This window comes from Segatella copri, from assembly GCF_003465495.1.
GTDB lineage: Bacteria > Bacteroidota > Bacteroidia > Bacteroidales > Bacteroidaceae > Prevotella > Prevotella copri_G.
Genome location: NZ_QSAV01000058.1, coordinates 2,035 through 19,564 on the forward strand (window position 1 = coordinate 2,035; position 17,530 = coordinate 19,564).

Annotated in this window: 14 protein-coding genes and 3 pseudogenes; 12 read left to right on the top strand and 5 right to left on the bottom strand. The window is 45.9% G+C overall.

All coding sequences use genetic code 11. The features are described 5' to 3' along the window. Positions 1-14 precede the first annotated feature (14 nt). From DWV53_RS16225 to DWV53_RS13550, 6 genes and pseudogenes are all read left to right on the top strand, one after another. Positions 15-344 (top strand): annotated as a pseudogene (locus tag DWV53_RS16225) (protein kinase domain-containing protein); the annotation flags it as partial. Between the two features lie 561 nt (positions 345-905). After that, positions 906-1,226 (top strand): annotated as a pseudogene (locus tag DWV53_RS16230) (energy transducer TonB); the annotation flags it as partial. Between the two features lie 202 nt (positions 1,227-1,428). After that, on the top strand, positions 1,429-2,148 hold the full coding sequence (locus DWV53_RS13535) for a caspase family protein (protein WP_118154942.1): 720 nt from the start codon (positions 1,429-1,431) through the stop codon (positions 2,146-2,148). Positions 2,149-2,337: 189 nt separating this feature from the next. Then, positions 2,338-3,123, top strand: a complete 786-nt coding sequence (locus DWV53_RS13540) for a glycoside hydrolase family 25 protein (RefSeq protein ID WP_118154915.1) — start codon at positions 2,338-2,340, stop codon at positions 3,121-3,123. Between the two features lie 95 nt (positions 3,124-3,218). After that, a complete protein-coding gene (locus tag DWV53_RS13545; protein ID WP_118154918.1) occupies positions 3,219-3,869 on the top strand; it encodes a murein L,D-transpeptidase catalytic domain-containing protein in 651 nt (216 codons plus the stop codon). Between the two features lie 13 nt (positions 3,870-3,882). Further along, a complete protein-coding gene (locus DWV53_RS13550; RefSeq protein ID WP_118154921.1) occupies positions 3,883-4,560 on the top strand; it encodes a hypothetical protein in 678 nt (225 codons plus the stop codon). A 26-nt stretch (positions 4,561-4,586) separates the two neighbouring features. Here the strand turns inward: DWV53_RS13550 and DWV53_RS13555 are convergent, their stop codons facing one another. Beyond that, entirely contained in the window at positions 4,587-4,889 is a 303-nt protein-coding gene (locus tag DWV53_RS13555; RefSeq protein ID WP_118154924.1) for a hypothetical protein, read from the bottom strand. 42 nt (positions 4,890-4,931) lie between these two features. Here DWV53_RS13555 and DWV53_RS13560 point away from each other — a divergent pair, with 42 nt between their 5' ends. The 5 genes and pseudogenes from DWV53_RS13560 (at position 4,932) to DWV53_RS13580 (ending at position 11,230) form a co-directional block, all read left to right on the top strand. After that, a complete protein-coding gene (locus DWV53_RS13560; protein ID WP_006848280.1) occupies positions 4,932-5,945 on the top strand; it encodes an aspartate-semialdehyde dehydrogenase in 1,014 nt (337 codons plus the stop codon). 106 nt (positions 5,946-6,051) lie between these two features. Next, positions 6,052-7,113, top strand: a pseudogene (locus DWV53_RS13565) (AAA family ATPase); the annotation flags it as partial. Between the two features lie 217 nt (positions 7,114-7,330). Then, entirely contained in the window at positions 7,331-7,825 is a 495-nt protein-coding gene (locus DWV53_RS13570) for a C-GCAxxG-C-C family protein (protein ID WP_118154930.1), read from the top strand. Positions 7,826-7,837: 12 nt separating this feature from the next. Beyond that, positions 7,838-9,487 carry a kinase gene (locus DWV53_RS13575; protein ID WP_118154933.1) on the top strand — a complete coding sequence of 550 codons (1,650 nt, stop codon included), beginning with the start codon at positions 7,838-7,840 and terminating at the stop codon, positions 9,485-9,487. Positions 9,488-9,751: 264 nt separating this feature from the next. Further along, complete coding sequence (locus DWV53_RS13580; protein WP_022121670.1) at positions 9,752-11,230, top strand: L-fucose/L-arabinose isomerase family protein; 1,479 nt, start codon at positions 9,752-9,754, stop codon at positions 11,228-11,230. 198 nt (positions 11,231-11,428) lie between these two features. Here the strand turns inward: DWV53_RS13580 and DWV53_RS13585 are convergent, their stop codons facing one another. From DWV53_RS13585 to DWV53_RS13600, 4 genes are all read right to left on the bottom strand, one after another. Beyond that, a complete protein-coding gene (locus DWV53_RS13585; protein WP_118154936.1) occupies positions 11,429-12,433 on the bottom strand; it encodes a TerC family protein in 1,005 nt (334 codons plus the stop codon). A gap of 319 nt (positions 12,434-12,752) precedes the next feature. Beyond that, positions 12,753-13,217 (bottom strand): copper resistance protein NlpE, encoded by a 465-nt coding sequence (locus DWV53_RS13590; RefSeq protein WP_006848274.1) that lies wholly within the window; start codon positions 13,215-13,217, stop codon positions 12,753-12,755. Between the two features lie 150 nt (positions 13,218-13,367). Further along, the gene (locus DWV53_RS13595; protein WP_117587460.1) at positions 13,368-13,661 is read right to left on the bottom strand and encodes a hypothetical protein; all 294 of its coding nucleotides are present in this window, start codon (positions 13,659-13,661) and stop codon (positions 13,368-13,370) included. Between the two features lie 60 nt (positions 13,662-13,721). After that, complete coding sequence (locus tag DWV53_RS13600) at positions 13,722-15,377, bottom strand: carboxylesterase/lipase family protein (RefSeq protein WP_181992507.1); 1,656 nt, start codon at positions 15,375-15,377, stop codon at positions 13,722-13,724. Positions 15,378-15,578: 201 nt separating this feature from the next. On the opposite strand from DWV53_RS13600, the gene pafA reads away from it, so the two are divergent. Continuing rightward, positions 15,579-17,204: an alkaline phosphatase PafA gene (gene pafA, locus DWV53_RS13605; RefSeq protein WP_118154945.1), complete on the top strand. Its 1,626-nt coding sequence runs from the start codon at positions 15,579-15,581 to the stop codon at positions 17,202-17,204. The last annotated feature ends 326 nt before the right edge of the window (positions 17,205-17,530 follow it).

The following is a 17,530-nucleotide window of genomic DNA, read 5'->3' on the forward strand; positions in this document are numbered from 1 at the left end:
CGGTCTATTATGTGATGCAATATTTGAGTGGTGGCTCGTTGACTGATTATGTGAAGCAGCATGGTGCTTTGGATGAGACAATAGCCATTAAGTATATCCAACAAATAGGTTCGGCATTGGAGTATATGCACCAAAGGCATATTTGTCATTATGATGTAAAGCCAAGTAACATCCTGCTTGATGATAAAGGTGGTGCTATGCTTATTGACTTTGGAATCTCAAAAGGCTATACAGAAGAAGGGCATCAGACTAGTTCTACTCCCGTAGGAATTAGTGCTGGCTATGCTCCTTTGGAACAGTACCAACAGAGTTTGCAGGATTTCTCTCCTGCAACAGATGTTTATGGTCTTGCTGCAACTTTGTTCTATTTGCTTACTGGTAAGAATCCTCCTGAAGCTAGTATTGTCTTGAATGAAGGAATAGGAGATAAGCCTATTGGTATTTCTGATACTGTTTGGCACGCTATAGAGCAAGGTATGAATCCTCGAAAGAAGGATAGAGTGCAGACTGTATCTGAATTTTTGAAGTTGATGAATAGTACGATGCCTACTATCGCCTCAGAAGTATTGACTAATCAAGAGAAAACACAAGTCTTGCCTCAAAAGCTTTCTAGCAATCTTGTTGATACTCATGAACAGACGATAGTTGTCCCAAAGAAGGAAGAAAATGTGGAATATGTCGATGAAGACGACAATCTATCAAATTCTAGAAGGATCTTTCTGGCGATACTGGCTGTTCTCGTAATTGGTTGTGTTTATGCTTTTATGAAATGTCAAGGTAATAATGAGGCAATAGAAAAGACAGTACCAAATATTGAAACAACTGTACAAGAAAGTGTTCAAAAGCAAGGTGCTGAACAAGATGTAAATGACAAACAGCTGAGCTATAATACATCCCAAGAATCGCAGGAAAAAGTATATGATGTCGTTGAAGAGATGCCTTCATTTCCTGGAGGACAAAGCGCCTTGATGCAGTATCTTGGCAATAATATTCAATATCCGATTGAAGCACAGGAAAATGGTGTTCAAGGTAGGGTGATTATCAGCTTTGTGGTTGAAAATGATGGAGGCATTTCTCATGTGAAAGTTGCTATATCTGCAGATCCAGCTCTAGACAGAGAAGCTATGCGTGTAGTAGAATCTATGCCTAAGTGGATTCCGGGTAAGCAAAATGGAGAGTGCGTGCGAGTAAGATATAGTGTACCTGTAGTTTTTAGGTTAAAATAGAAAAAAATCATTTGAATATTATTGGAGTTCTAGCAGAGCTCATTACGTGAATGCCTATTATCTTTATTTTAATGAAGAAGATTCTGCTTTGACGTATGAGCCAATTCAGACTCTGCGTTCAATAAGACCTGTTTGTGATTAGTAAGAATAGCGGGCAGAATTGTTATTTATCATTCTGCTCGCTAATAATAATGAGTTTGTTATGAAACGAATTTTATCCATAATAGCCATGTTTTTGTTTGGCATTTTGTTTTTGCAAGCAAGAACCTATATCGTGTGTGTTGGTATTGCCGATTATCCCGGTCGTCAGAACGATCTTCGGGTAAGTGCGAATGATGCCATGACCATATCGGGCATCTTTACCAAGAATGGTAATGCTACGGTTGATTGTTTTGTCAATTCAGACGTTACGATCAAAAAGGTATGTACGGCAATGCGTAATACATTTGCCAAGGCTTCGCCATCAGATGCTATTATCCTATACTTTAGTGGTCATGGTGTGCCTGGTGGATTGGTGTGTTACGATGGATTTTTGTATTACTCTTCTGTATTGAGCATTATGAGACAGAGTAAAGCTCAGCAGAAAATGATATTCGTGGATGCTTGCTTTGCAGGGAAAATGAGAAATACGAATAAGCGGAATACTAACTATTCTAAAGAGAATGTGATGTTCTTCCTTTCTTCTCGTTCAACGGAGAAATCCTTAGAAACTCCAAGACAGACAGGTTTCAAGAATAGCCTGTTTACTGTGTTCTTGGAACGTGGCTTGCGAGGTGGTGCTGATACAAACAAGGATAGAGTTATCACGGCTAAGGAAATTTATAACTTCGTACATCAGGGAGTAGTAGAAGCATCAGGGAATCGTCAACATCCCGTAATGTGGGGTAAGTTTGATGGGAATATGCCAGTAATAAAATGGTGAATATCCTTTGATTGATTCAAAAAGAAATCCAAGTGGGAATCTTGGAACAATGGTGTGGTCAAGCATCCGTTTTGTCATTTGGTACTTCCAGCCCCCCCCATTTCATACAATTATCCCCCAACTTTCTATGCTGTTTCGGATAAATTCATTATCTTTGTCCCCCTAAAAACAACTAAAAGATAAAATGTAATGAAGAAAGGATTAAAATATACTTTGGTTTCTTTAGGCAGTCTGGTCGTTTTGGCTGGTATTGGTCTGGGAATCATGTATGTGGTGTCGCCATATAAGGTGAAGCGATGGGTGGGCATCGCTTCATCTTATTATTCTGATGTGTTCGTTGATAGATTGAAAGGGCAACCTTATACGCATGGCGGATATGACGGCATTGATGTGTCGAAACACAATGGAGTTATCAAGTGGAAGGAAATAGCGAAGAATAAGCGAATCAAGTTCGTTTATATCAGAGCTACACATGGTAAGGGATATGTGGATCGACATTATCGCCGAAATATCAGACTGGCTCGTAAATATGGGTTGAAGGTGGGATCTTATCATCTTATGTCTGCCGGCTCTTCAGTAACTGCTCAGTTCCGGGATTTCCAAAAGATGGTGAAGAAGAGTGAGCAGGACTTGATTCCTGTATTGGATGTGGAGGAGAAAGGCATCCAGGGAAGATGGAAGGGACGACAGCTGCAGGATAGCATACAGGTGTTTGCTGACTTGGTGAAGAAACACTATGGCAAGTATCCTATCATCTATAGCAACGAGAGCTTCTATAATAAGGAGATGGGGGCGAAGTTCAATCGTTATTATCTCTTCATCGCCAATTATAACTCCAGACAACCCTCTATCGACGGCAGAGGAAAGTGCAATATCTGGCAGTATTCCGAAACCGGACATTTGCATGGTATTGGAGAAAGGGTAGATTTAAGCAGATTCATGAATGGTACAACCATCAAGGATTTGATGCTATAGGCATTGATGATTTCATACACATAAGCGAGTATTTGATACAATCCACGTATGGATAGCATCATTACTTGCTTATTTTTTTCTACTTTTGCATTATTATGAAGAAGTTATTGATTATATTGGGAATACTGGTTCTGCTTGTCATCGGTGTTCTTTTCGTTCCACCTATTTATCACAGGTTCACAAAATCGTTTTTTAAGAATACGGTGGATGCTAAAGAGTGGTACCATCAGGTAGATTGTGAGAACCTGACGCAAGTAAGAGATTATTGCGACAGACGAGGATACAGTACGGATTACTATATCCTCGTAGATTTCTCCAAACCATCTGGCAAGAAGAGATTCTTTATCTATGACTTGCAGCGTGGCATAAGAGTAATGAGCAGCTATTGCATGCATGGAAGTGGTAAAGGAAATACGGCTGCCCAACCAAAGTTCAGTAATAATCCTGGAAGCGGATGCACGAGTCTTGGAAGATATGTCATGATAGGAAAAGGTGGAATGAAGTTCAAGAACTGCGTTCGCCTTCGAGGGCTCGACAAGAGCAATTATCTGGCAGAAGCCCGTGGCATCCTGATCCATTCTGCTGGCAAGGTGACAAGATTCTCCGGTGAGAAGAAGTATATTCCGCAGGGAACAGAGAGCCGTGGCTGCTTTACTGTATCAAGGAGCTGCGTGGAGAAAGTGATGCAGATATACAAGGAATCTTCTAGGAGAAGACCGGTATTGATTTATGCAAAATACAAATAAAAAAGAATATTCTATGAAGAAGTTATTATTGTTTATAGCTGGAATCTCAATCCTGTTTTTAGCAGGTTGTTCCAATGGAAATCAGAGTCATGACAATGAGGGAATGGGAGATAGTCTCCCTGCAGATCCTCCATTGGGTTATGTCATAGAGTTAAAGCCTTTGGGAAATTTCTCACATCAGGAGGCAGAACAGTTGAGAGAAGAACTCGTGAAGCAGTTGGGTTTCATTTTCAATAAGGTACCAAAGGCTTGGTTGGAGGCATCTGTATTTGTTGGAGACAAGAAAGAAATACCTGCCTCATGTTTCTATAAACCAAGAAACAGGTATTGGGCTGGGGGGATCCTGAAAATGTTGCATGAAGAGCATGGAGGTAATGATGAAATCGTAACGATAGGTTTGACGCATCGAGACATCTCTACTTCTATTCATGGACAATACAACTATGGAATTATGGGATTGAGTTTCCGGCCAGGTGACGCCTGTGTGGTTTCAACCTTCCGATTGAAACGAAAGGATGACTTATGGAAAGTAACAATCCATGAATTCCTGCATTCTCGTGGCTTGCCGCATTGCAAGAAGAATGCCCTGAAGTGCCTGATGCAGGATGCCCATGGCAAGAATACCTTCTACATGAAACATGGGTTGTGCGAGGATTGCAAGAACTCTTTGGGGATGATTATGACTCATTAAGAGAGATAATTCAATTTTCCAGCACTCTATCGTGCCTTGAATATAATCCAAGGCACGATTTCCTGATATTTCTTATGAGGATGCTTGCATTCTTCTTTTGAACTGCCAAACGTAATTGCAACTATTTTTCTCCAATTTTTTGCATATTCTTGCAGAAAAGTAAGCAAAAATGATAAATTTGCAGCAAAAAGCAATAATTTTTGGGAATTTATGCTTGATATTGTAGAAAAAGTCTTAACTTTGCAGCGGATTTGAGAAAATAAGCGGTTCCCGGCTATCAGAAAATGAGGAATCATGAAGATGATAAGGAGGCTGGCTTTCTCTTCCACAGTTTACACTTATAACAACTTTATAAATTAAAAGATTCGATTATGAAAGTAGCAATTGTTGGTGCAAGTGGCGCAGTAGGACAGGAATTCCTGCGTATCCTTGCTGAGAGAAATTTCCCTATGGATGATTTGGTGTTGTTTGGTTCTGAGCGTTCTGCCGGACGAAAATACAACTTCAAGGGAAAGGACTATGAGGTCAAACTTTTGCAGCATAACGATGACTTTAAAGATGTCGATATTGCTTTCACATCTGCTGGTGGCGGCACTTCAGAGGAGTTTGCCGAGACTATCACCAAGTATGGTGCCGTGATGATTGATAACTCTAGCGCATTCCGTATGTGCGACGACGTGCCTCTGGTTGTGCCTGAGGTAAATGCTGAGGATGCCCTGAACCGCCCTCGCAACATCATCGCCAACCCTAACTGTACCACCATCATGATGGTTGTAGTGTTGAAGCCTATCGATAACTTGAGCCATATCAAGAAGATTCATATCTCTTCTTATCAGAGTGCTTCGGGTGCTGGTGCTGCTGCCATGGCTGAACTTGAGCAGCAGTATAAGGATATCATCGAGACCGGTAAGACTGAGCATATCAATAAGTTCCCTCATCAGTTGGCATATAATGTCATTCCACAGATTGACAAGATGACTCCTAACGATTACACCAAGGAGGAGATGAAGATGTATAACGAGACCCGCAAGATTATGCACTCTGATGTTCGCACCAGTGCTACCTGCGTTCGCGTTTCTTCACTCCGTTCTCACTCAGAGAGTGTTTGGTTCGAGACAGAGAAGCCATTGGCAGTAGAGGACATCCGCAAGGCTTTGGAGGCTGCTCCAGGCGTAACCGTAAAGGATGATGCCCAGAACTACGTTTATCCAATGCCATTGGAGAGTGCCGGTAAGGACGATGTATATGTAGGTCGTATCCGCAAGGATCTGGCTGATGACAATGGTAACACATTGTGGTTGACCGGTGACCAGATTCGTAAGGGTGCTGCCCTGAACGCTGTTCAGATTGCTGAGTACTTGATTAAGGTGGGCAACGTAAAGTAAGCCATACCTTATTTATATAAAAGAATATGAGGAAGTTAAGGGATAATGAATTTTATCTCTTAACTTCTTTTCGTCTTTATACGATTCTGAATAGAAAAGTAAGAATATGCTTGAAAGATTCAAACAATTACTCGGTGAGATGAACCGGGGCATTTATGAGAAGGAGACGGAGATATCGCTCTCGCTCCTGGCAGCTCTGGCAGGTGAGAGTATCATCCTGCTGGGACCTCCGGGTGTGGCAAAGAGTATGGTGGCCAGACAGTTGAAGACGGCATTCAGGGAGGCTCAGAGCTTTGAGTATCTGATGTCGCGATTCTCTACACCCGATGAAATCTTCGGTCCGGTGAGCATTCAGAAACTGAAGACTTCGGATACTTACGAGCGTGCGGTGGAGGGTTATCTGCCTACTGCCGATGTGGTTTTCCTGGATGAAATCTGGAAGGCGGGACCTGCTATCCAGAACACGCTCCTTACGGTGATTAACGAGAAAATCTTCAGAAACGGCAATCGGGAAATGCATCTTCCTCTGAAGCTTCTCGTGGCTGCAAGTAATGAGTTGCCGGCTAAGGGAGAAGGACTGGAGGCGCTCTGGGACCGATTCGTTATCAGAATAGAAAGCCGACCGATAAAGCTGGAGAAGAATTTCCGGGCGATGCTGCTGGAGGCTCCCACGGATTTCTTAGGTCCCACAGATTTCACAGATTCCACAGATTCTTCTGGTTCTATGGGGAAATCTGATTCCGCAGATTTTTCTGATTTGAAGATTACTGCTGAGGAGTATGCTGAATGGGCGGAGAAAATCTGTAAGATTGGCGTGAAGGAGGAGGTGCTCGATGCAATTTCCGCTATCCGTAAATCTCTGAGAGCCGTGAATGTGGATGAGGCTGCCGAGCGCAGAAACATCTATGTGAGTGACCGAAGATGGAAGAATATCGTCCGCCTGCTTCGCACTTCTGCCTTTATGCAGGATAGGGAAGAGGTGGATATCTGCGATTTGCTTCCTATCTACCATTGTCTGTGGCAGGAGCCGGAAGAGCGGGATGCTATCCGAAACATCGTGATCCGTGCCCTCTTTTCTCCTTTTGCAGATAAACTCGTGGAGATGAAGAATGCGCTTGCTGAGGACATCAAATATCATCGTGTACGCAGGAATCCTGAGGATGGAAGGGATTACGAGGGAGAGATAGAAAACCTTTCGGATGGCTTGAGCTCGCTGGAAAGGCAGTTGGGCGAGAATCTCTTCGCATCTGCTGATGATAAGGCGGAAATATCGGCTTATCTCCGCGATTTCTATAAGGAGCTGGCGTTTACCCGTCAGGATACGATGAAACTTTATGAGGTTTAATCGCCTCCTATTACATTATTATATATAGAAGACTCTAAACATGATGAATGAACAGAAAATATTGACTCCAGAGTTGGAGGCGCGTGTTCACCAGGCTGTGGATAACTTTATGCAGGGCTATGGCTGCTGCCAGTCGGTAGTGGCTGCCTTTGCCGATTTATATGGTCTTGATGATGAGATGGCGAAGCGCATTGGTGCCGGCTTCGGTGGTGGAGTAGGCAGAATGAGAATGATGTGTGGTGCTGTTTCGGGAATCGTGGTGCTCGTTGGCTTGGATTGCGGACAGACCGAGGGGGATGACCGTGAGGGCAAGTCGGCATGCTATAAGGTGGTGCAGGATTTGCTTGCTAAATCGAAAGAGCAGAACGGTAGCATCATCTGTGCCGAAATCCTCGGCTTGAAGGGCCACGAGAAAGCGCAGTCCAGCTATGTGGCTTCGGCAAGAACGGCAGAATATTACAAGTCTCGTCCTTGCGCAGCCAAAGTAGAGAGTGCTGCAAGAATCTTCGCAGCATATCTGATGGAGAAAAAATAAGGATTTACTCCTATGAAATACCAGAATAACAAGGACTTGGCGGAGGCACAGTATTACTTGAAGATGCTGGATGACTTCTGCAAGTCGGGACAGGTGAAGATTCCTGATCCGACAGGCACCGCCATGCCTTGGAATTTGAAGGAAGACCCACTGAAGGATTATCTCATTCATCTCTTTACCCTGAAAGTAACCATAGAAGAAACTGGCGAAGATGTGCAGAAATTCGTGCGACAGGTGGTGAACAGCAAGATTAAGAGCAAGGTGTTCTATGATAGTGTGGGAAAATTCATCGTGGAATGCGTCCACCACATGCGGTTCCAGCGCCAGCGTGCCTGGACCGAGAGTCATCGGGCTGATGATGTGCTCGATTGGGCTCCCTTCAAGCGGATGGATGAACTGGTGTGGCTCCCTTTGCTCGACCAGCTGGAACAGGAACATGCTGAAGATGGGTTCGATAAGCCTTTCTTCCTCAAGCTGATGACTGGAGACGGGGCTTCGAAACCCGAAAACTGGGAAAGGCTGGTAAGAGACTGGAAGGTCTGCATCGACCATCAGGTATTGAACAAACTGAAGGACTTCATCTCCCTGCGTCAGAACAACTTCGAAACAGGACTGGTGCGCATGATGGACCAGATAACCCGCAACATGAAGACGAAGGGCGTTTCGGAACAGCGCGCCGTACAAGCCTGGGAACTGATGACGAACGGATGGACCGAAACGGAGTTTGAACGCCGTCTGAACCAGGTGAAGATTCAGGACAAATATCCCGAAATCAAGGAAATTGTGGCGAAGATGGGACGAGTAGCCGATGCCAACGGCAAAGACCGGCTCACCATCGCATCGGGCGTAGAGATGAAGATGGAGCATTCAGCGGGTAGCGATATCGAGGGCATTACCGTGGGCGATGATCTCAACTCCCTTCTCCCGCTCGAACTGGCACAGTACAGTGACGAGGATATGGAGGGCCTCTTTATCTATAAGTATCGCACGCGAAGACTCCAGACCTTCCGTTATAAGAGCGAAATGTCGAAACCATCCCGCAAACTCGGCTTTACCCATGCCTCCCGCAAGGGTCCGATGATCGTCTGTCTGGACACCTCAGCCAGTATGTATGGCACGCCCGAGAGGATATCCTCTACACTCATCTCTCTGCTGGAAGAAACGGCAGAAGATTTGGAGCGAGACTGCTTCCTGATAGATTTCTCCGTCAGTACCTGTGCCATCGACCTGATGGCGAAGCGCAAGGCAGAGCGCCTGAAGAGAATAGGAATCACTATGATGGAATCAGCCGAAGCAGATGCAGCTCCGTCCGACGGAGATGGACAGGCGCATACCGGGCGAGGCATCCGGCGGCAGCCTACCACAACCCACCTTCCATTTATTGGAGGCGGAACATCGGCAAAGAAGATGATGACCCAGATGTTCGACCTTCTCGACAACGACGGACTCCATTACGTGAATGCCGATGTGCTTTGGATTACCGACTTCCTGATTCCAGATCCGCCACAGCAGCTGTTGTCGAGATTCCGGGAATACAAGGAGACGGGTACCCGATTCTACGGCATCCGTATCGTGCGTGATGACGACAAGGAGTCGAACAGCTGGAAGGAGTACTTCAATCAGATTTACACCATCCGGTACCGCCCGCTGCGAAGATATTAAAGAAGATGTTAAGGCAGAAAAGGGGTATCAGATGATAATAGAGACATGTATGAAATGTATCAAGAACTTTATCATATGTTACATTTGGCGCAGAATTTCGGTTTTGCGCCATTTTTTTGAATTAAAAATTCCTTAAAACGCTTGGTGATACAAAATATATTTGTACCTTTGTGCTCGGAACAATGAATAATTGTCAGCCGAACAATTAGAAAAGAATCAATAAATATAAGCAATTTATACAAAAACTTAAGTAATAAACTAATTATGGTAAGCAACAACATTCCACAAGTAAAGCTCGGTATTATTGCCGTTAGCCGTGACTGTTTTCCAATCGCGCTTTCTACTCAGCGCCGTGAGAACATCGTAAAAGAGTACAAGGGTGAAATCTTCAACTGCCAGACTACAGTTGAGAACGAGAAAGATATGCTCAAGGCTTTGGGCGAAGTGAAAGAGCAGGGCTGCAACGCTTTGGTTGTATTCCTCGGTAACTTCGGTCCTGAGACTCCTGAGACTTTGATTGCAAAGAACTTCGATGGTCCTTGTATGTTTGTTGCAGCTGCAGAGGGTGACGGCGACATGATCAATGGTCGTGGCGACGCTTACTGCGGTATGCTCAACTGCTCTTACAACCTCGGCATGCGCCACCTGAAGGGTTACATCCCTGAGTATCCTGTAGGTACAGCAGAGGACGTAGCTAAGATGATTCAGGACTTCGTACCAGTAGCTCGCGTTATCCTCGGTTTGAAGGGTTTGAAGATTATCACCTTCGGTCCACGTCCACAGGACTTCTTCGCTTGCAACGCTCCAATCAAGGGCTTGTACGAACTCGGTGTAGAGATTGAGGAGAACTCAGAGCTTGACCTTCTCGTAGCTTACAAGGAGCACGAGAACGACCCACGTATCGACGAGGTTTGCGCTGATATGGCCAAGGAGATGGGCGAAGGCTGCTACTATCCTGACCTCAGCCGCAGAATGGCACAGTTTGAGTTGACATTGCTCGACTGGGCAGAGGCTCACAAGGGTTCTCGCCAGTATGTAGCATTCGCTGACAAGTGCTGGCCTGCATTCCCAAGCCAGTTCGGTTTCGAGCCTTGCTATGTAAACAGCCGTCTCGTTAGCCGTGGCATTCCTGTAGCTTGCGAGGTAGATGTCTATGGTGCGCTCTCTGAGTACATCGGTATGTGTGCTTCTGACGATACCGTTACATTGCTCGATATCAACAACTCAGTTCCTCAGTATATCTATGATGAGGACATCAAGGGCAAGTACGATTATAAGTTGACTGATACCTTCATGGGCTTCCACTGCGGTAACACTCCACAGTGCAAGATGTGCTCAAGCCGTAAGATTAAGTATCAGCTCATCCAAAACCGTTTGTTGGAGAATGGTGGTAAACCAGACTTCACCCGTGGTACTTTGGAGGGTGATATCGCAGCTTCTGACATCACATTCTACCGTCTGCAATGCGATTCTGAGGGCAACCTCCGCAGCTACATCGCAGAGGGTGAGGTTCTCGATGTTCCTACCCGTTCATTCGGTGGTATCGGTATCTTCGCCATCAACGAGATGGGCCGCTTCTATCGTCACGTATTGATTCAGAAGGGTTATCCACACCACGGAGCCGTAGCATTCTCTCACGTAGGTAAGACCTTGTTCGAGGTATTCAAGTATCTCGGCATCAAGGATATCGCTTACAACCAGCCAGCTAGTCTGCCTTACCCAACAGAGAATCCTTGGAAGTAAATTGAGTGAAGAGGGAAGAGTGAAGAAACAAAGTTCGGCGGCCGAAAGGAAAGCCAATTCATTTGCTCTTCTTTCTAAACTAAGTTCATAAAAGATAAGGGCGATTGCTTATCCCTTGCGTGGGGAATAGCAATCGCCCTTTTTATGTTTTCCTGAAAGGAGATTACCTGATGATAATCTCCTTTACGAATGGTTTGCTTATTTCGTATTTTCCAACGCTTCCTGTTTCTGCGGAATCACCACCGAAGCCCCGATGCTGACGAGCAGTACGAGGATGATGAATACCAGCGAACTGACTGCATCAATCTCGAAGAAATCGTGGATGAGCATCTTCACACCGATGAACACCAGCAGCACACTTACACCCACCTTCAGATAGCGGAACTTATCTGCTATCGCTGCCAGCAGGAAGAAGAGGGCACGCAAGCCCAGGATGGCGAAGATATTCGAGAAGAACACCACGAACGGGTCGAGCGATACCGAGAATACCGCTGGGATGCTGTCGAAGGCGAAAATCAGGTCGCAGAACTCGATGAACACCACCGTCATCACCAGCGGACCCAGATGCAGGCGCTTCTGCATGAACTTCACTACCGGATGCTCCAGGGCATTGATCTCTTCCTTCTTGTTTCTGTTGAGGAACATCTTGGCACCGCTGTAAACCAGGAATCCTCCGAATACAAGCAATATCCAGGCGAACCGGCTGATGAGCGCAGCACCCGCAAAGATGAAGACGAAGCGCAGCACGATGGCTCCCAGAATACCCCAGTTCAGTACGTGCTGGTAATCTTTCTTGTTTACTCCGAACGAGGTGAAAATCATCATCATCACGAAGAGATTATCTACCGAGAGCGTTTTCTCTATCAGATAACCCGAGATGTAGGAGATGGTCATATAGTGCCGGTATTGCTGCAGACTCCCCTCATAGTCGTTCGGGTCCAGTTTGAGATGCGAAGCATAGCGCGAGGCTATCAGCTTCAGGTCGTCGAAGTTCTCTATGCCGTGCACCATGTCGCCATGAAAATAGATGAATACGGCGAAGGCGAGCGCGAGAATAATCCATACAGCCGTCCATGAACCGGCTTCCTTGATAGAAACCACATGCGCCTTTCGGTCGATGACCAGCATGTCTAATACGAGTATGGCGGCGATGAAAATCACGAATCCCACCAAAAACATCGATTCTGTAAAAACATGTTCCATTTTTCTTTTTCCTTAATCTATTCAGTATATAACACCTTATTTATCGTTGAATCTTACCAATCATTTCATCCTTTAGAAATGTGGGCGCAAAATTAGGAAAAATATCTGGAATAGCGAAGGTTCCGGTGCAAAACTTAATTGATTTTAACTTGAAAGGCAGGAATGTAACAGGTTTGTAATAATGGCGCTGTGAGAACCGACAAAACAGGCGTTTTAAAGATAAAAGGGTAAAAAGGTAAAAAAGTAAAAAGGTAAAAAGAGCCTAGCGGAATGTTAAGCTAGGGGGCTCTTTTTACCCTTTTACCTTTTAAAGGCTCTTTTACCTTTTCTTAGTCAGCACATAGTGCTTAGCCATGGCGCCTTCAGGCTCATTGCCCAGCGAATCGGTCATGATGAGGCTGTTGGCATCCTTTACCTTGTAGTAAGATGTCTCGCCGCTCGATGGACGGGTGATTTCTACCACGTTGTTAGCCAATACCTTGAAGATACCGCTCGCTTCGTCGTGACCATCCTTGCGCTCCAGATAGTCGGCTGAGTACTGATAGGTGCTGTCGGCGTTGAGCGTCAAAACGGTCTTGATGCCCGGACAGTCGGCAGCAGGGAGAGTTCCCTCGTAGGTGCCGGCGATGGAATCGAGAATGACATCGTTGGAATTGAGCGAATCATTTTCTGCATAGCTGAGGCTATCCTGATCAGCCCCCTGGCTATTTGTCTTCTTGCCATTGCAAGAGACAACTGACAATGCAGCGATAACGGCTGCAGTCAAAACTAATTTCTTTTTCATACTATACTGCTTTTTAATTGTTACTTATTTACGGAATCTCTTCTCTTAGGGAGCACTTTCCCCGAGAAGGATTTCTCTTCGCAAAAATAGTGTTTTATTCTGTTATCCGCAAGTTTTACACAGAAAATTATAGAATATTATACTATTTTCTTAATTGATGATGACTGGCACAATCTCTTCTTCGCTAGGCCAATGAGGCAGATAGAAGAGCGGGCGAGGGGTGCCGCCCAAGCCCGTCCAGTCTATCTGTTTCACAAAGTCGAAATCGGGAGGACCGAAGTCGAAACTTCTGCCGTAGAGCACGATGGCGCCTCTGCCTTCATCTATCTTCCACAAACCGCCCCCGTAGGTGCATTGCTCGCCGGGTGACAGCATGTCACGGTGCAGGTAGACACGCCCGAACTTCAGTACTCCGTCTCTGTTGATAATGAATTTCTGAAACATCTCTATTTTTGGTTTATTCAATGAAATCTGTATTCCGATTGATTCAATGTAATTAGAGAATTATTTCTTCTCCCAAAACAGTTTGTCTATGAAATCATAGCGCTTCTCCATCTGGGCATCAGTTTTTACGACGGTATTTACGTCTATCTGAAGCACAGGGGCTACTGCCTTGCCGTTGGTGGATGGCCACTCAGGCAGACCCAGACCATTCGGATTGCCGGTTTTTACGAAATTGACGTAATACTGGCTGAAGATGTCGCTGATCATATAATCTTCCGGCTGCCAGTTGAACACGCGGTTGGTTGGCAATGTACCCATTGCATACTCGATGTCGGCAGAATGAACGGCTCCCTTGTCTTGTGGCGCAGGAACCGCATCTTCCTTGGCATCTACCACGCCGCCAGCCAATGCAGCCACCTTACCCTTGATGGCCATAGCAGGACGAGGATGGCAATAGCGGTAGCGGTAAACAGGCTGTCCGCCGGTCAGCTTGTGCATGTTGCCCCACTTCCATGTAGAATAATCGAGGAAGATATCCGAAGCTAGGTTCACACCCGGCTGCTCCAATACATCCTTATCGCTGTTGATGCCGTAGAGGCGGAAGAGTTCATCGATGTTCTCTTCCCCAAAAGTAGCCTTGGCGCCAGCTTTCAGATTCTCAACGGTTGGCTGCTTGCCCATCAATACGGCTGCAGGAGTCATCTCCTGGTTGTTGCCGCCGATAAGCAGAGGCACCTTGGTCTGTTCGCCCTTGGCAAATACCTCTACAGGCTGTTCTTTCATAAAATATCCGTCGATATTATAGACAGGAACCGCTCTTACTTCCGCCAGCTTCATCAATTTCTCGGCAGGCAGGGCACGAAGCTCGTTGAGATTCTTCATTCCTACGTTCTTTTTCACCTTCTTGCCCGTTTCCTTACCCATCTTCTCTGCTATTTTCTGGGCAAGCTGCACGCCTTTCTCCTCGGCCTCCTTCTGGGTAGCCACCTTCTTGAATCCCATTACAGAACCGCTGGAACCCATTGCCTGGGCAAAGAGTCCCTGGCAGAGAGGGGAAGCCATCAGGGCGCTGACCGACATGGAACCTGCCGATTCGCCTACGATGGTGATGCGGTTAGGGTCGCCGCCGAAAGCCTCGATGTTATCCTTTACCCACTGGATGGCAGCCACCTGGTCCATGAATCCATAGTTGCCGGAACCCTTGTAGGATGTTTCCTTAGAGAGCTGTGGGTGGGCGAAGAATCCGAAGATGCCCTCACGATAGTTGGCTGTGATGGAGATGATGCCCTTGCGTGCCATCGCATCGCCCGCATATCGAGGTTCGCTTCCGCTACCCGCCATCAGTCCTCCGCCGTTGAAATAAATGAGTACCGGCAGATGCTCCTTCATGGTCTTTGCCGGTGTCCATATATTAAGGTAGAGGCAATCCTCGCTGTTGGTCTTCGCACCGAAGTTCATATCGCCGAAGAGAGGTTCCTGCATCGGGTTCGGTCCGAACTCCTTGGCCTCGCGAACGCCCTGCCATTTCTGTACAGGCTGCGGAGCCTTCCAGCGGAGATTTCCTACCGGAGGGGCAGCGAACGGAATACCCTTGAATACTGTGATGCCTGAGAGATCTTTTCCTTCGAGGATACCTTCGGCAGTCGTAACCTGAGTCTGCGCCATCATTCCCATACCAGGGAGCAGAAAGGCGATGGATAAGAGTAGTTTTTTCATATCGTAAATCTGTTAGTTTTGCAATAATACTGCAAATATAATAAAAATATCGTTACCTTGTCTTATTCAGTCCCATTTTTAAAATCTTTTTGTAAAAAGGCAATGCTTTCACTCTTCTTTCATTTCTTTGTAACACGATGGCAACATCCTTTAAATACCTTTGCAGCGGTAAAAAGTATTACAGTATTTTTGAAGAAAGAAATGAATAAGGTATTTAGTTTTATTGCGTTGGCATTTCTGGGATGCGGCTCTGCTGCTGCCCAACAGGTGAATGTTTCTAACGTTCAGCGCCCCAAACTGGTAGTGGGCATCGTGGTTGACCAAATGCGATGGGATTATCTCTATCGCTATCAGAAGCGCTATGGTGAAGGTGGATTCAAGCGACTGCTCAACGAGGGCTTCTCTTGTGAAAACACCCGTATTCCGTATGTTCCATCGGTTACCGCCATCGGTCATACTTGTCTCTATACAGGCAGTGTGCCTTCTATCCACGGAATCGCCGGAAACAATTTTGTGAAGAATGGCAAGAAGGTGTATTGCACGGATGATGAAACCGTGAAGCCGGTGGGTTCCAACAGCAAGGCGGGCTTGATGTCGCCTAGAAACCTCTGGGTTACGACTCTCGGAGATGAGATGAAGATTGCATCCAACGGCAGAGCCAAGGTAGTGGGAGTGGCATTGAAAGACCGTGCTTCCATTCTTCCTGCAGGTCATAATCCGAACGGTGCCTACTGGTTTGATGATGAGAGCGGAAAGTTTATCACCAGTTCTTATTATATAAACCAGTTGCCGAAGTGGGTGGACGCGTTCAACAACCAGCATCTGCCAGAGCGTTATCTCTCGGAAAAATGGAACACACTCTATCCTGAGAATACTTACGTTGAAAGTACGGAAGATGAGAACGAGTATGAGGATGGCATCCGCAAGGGCATGAAGGCTACGCTGCCGCTCAATCTTCCAGCCCTTTATAAGAAATATGGTTACAGCATTATCCGCAAAACTCCTTTCGGCAATTCGCTGACGATTGAATTGGCAAAGGCGGCGATAGACGGCGAGCAGTTGGGTGCAGATGATGAAACCGACTTGCTGGCAGTAAGCTGCTCAAGCACGGATTATATCGGTCATCAGGTGGGAACTCATGCGGTAGAGACCGAGGATACTTATCTGCGTCTGGACAAGGCGATAGCCGATTTCCTTTCTTATCTCGATGAGAAGGTGGGCAAAGGAAATTATCTGGTTTTCTTGAGTGCCGACCATGGAGCGATGAACAACGCCCGTTTCCTGCAAGACTGCCGCATTCCAGCGGGTAATTGGGATGGTGATGCGGTGGCTGAGAAACTGAATCAGACCCTGGCTCAGGAGTATCCTAACGTGGGCAATCTGGTGAAGACCGTGATGAACTATCAGGTGTTTTTCAACCGTAACATCATCAAGAAAAACAAGTTGGATTTCGCCAAGATCAAGCAGAGCGTGGTGGACGTGTTGAAGGAAGACTGTTGCGTGCAGTATGCCTGCGATATGGAGAAGACGATGACCGAGAGCATTCCTGAGGATGTGAAGATGCGCATCGTGAATGGTTACAACCGTGAGCGAAGCGGTGATGTGGCTATCGTATTGAAGCCGAATTTCTATGCCCACGGCATGAAGGGAACCGATCATGGTGAGTGGAACCCATACGACACCCACATTCCTTTGATTTTCATGGGTTGTGGAATCCAGCACGGTGCAACCACCAGGCAGACATTCATGACCGATATTGTGCCAACCATCGCCGCCCTGCTTCATGTGCAGGCGCCAAATGGTTGCGTAGGTCAGCCGATATTCTAGATTTTGATTTTATGTTTCTGAGCCCTATTCCGAGATTCCGATTTTGGAATAGGGCTCTAATCGTATTCTAACATCATTATTCTAATCGTATTCTAATATGCTCTTATCGGAAAAATGATTACCTTCTTCGGAAGTATGCAATCTCGGGAGTTGATGCAGATGAACTATACGGCAGCCGCGGAGACTCTGGTGTGCTCTTGGAATGACATAGTTGTAGAAGTTTTGGATAGATATCAATATTTAATTGACAGACAACAAAATAGATTAGCCATTTAATCGTTATATTATATAACAATAGTTCGTTAATAATTCAATAATGTGCTAAG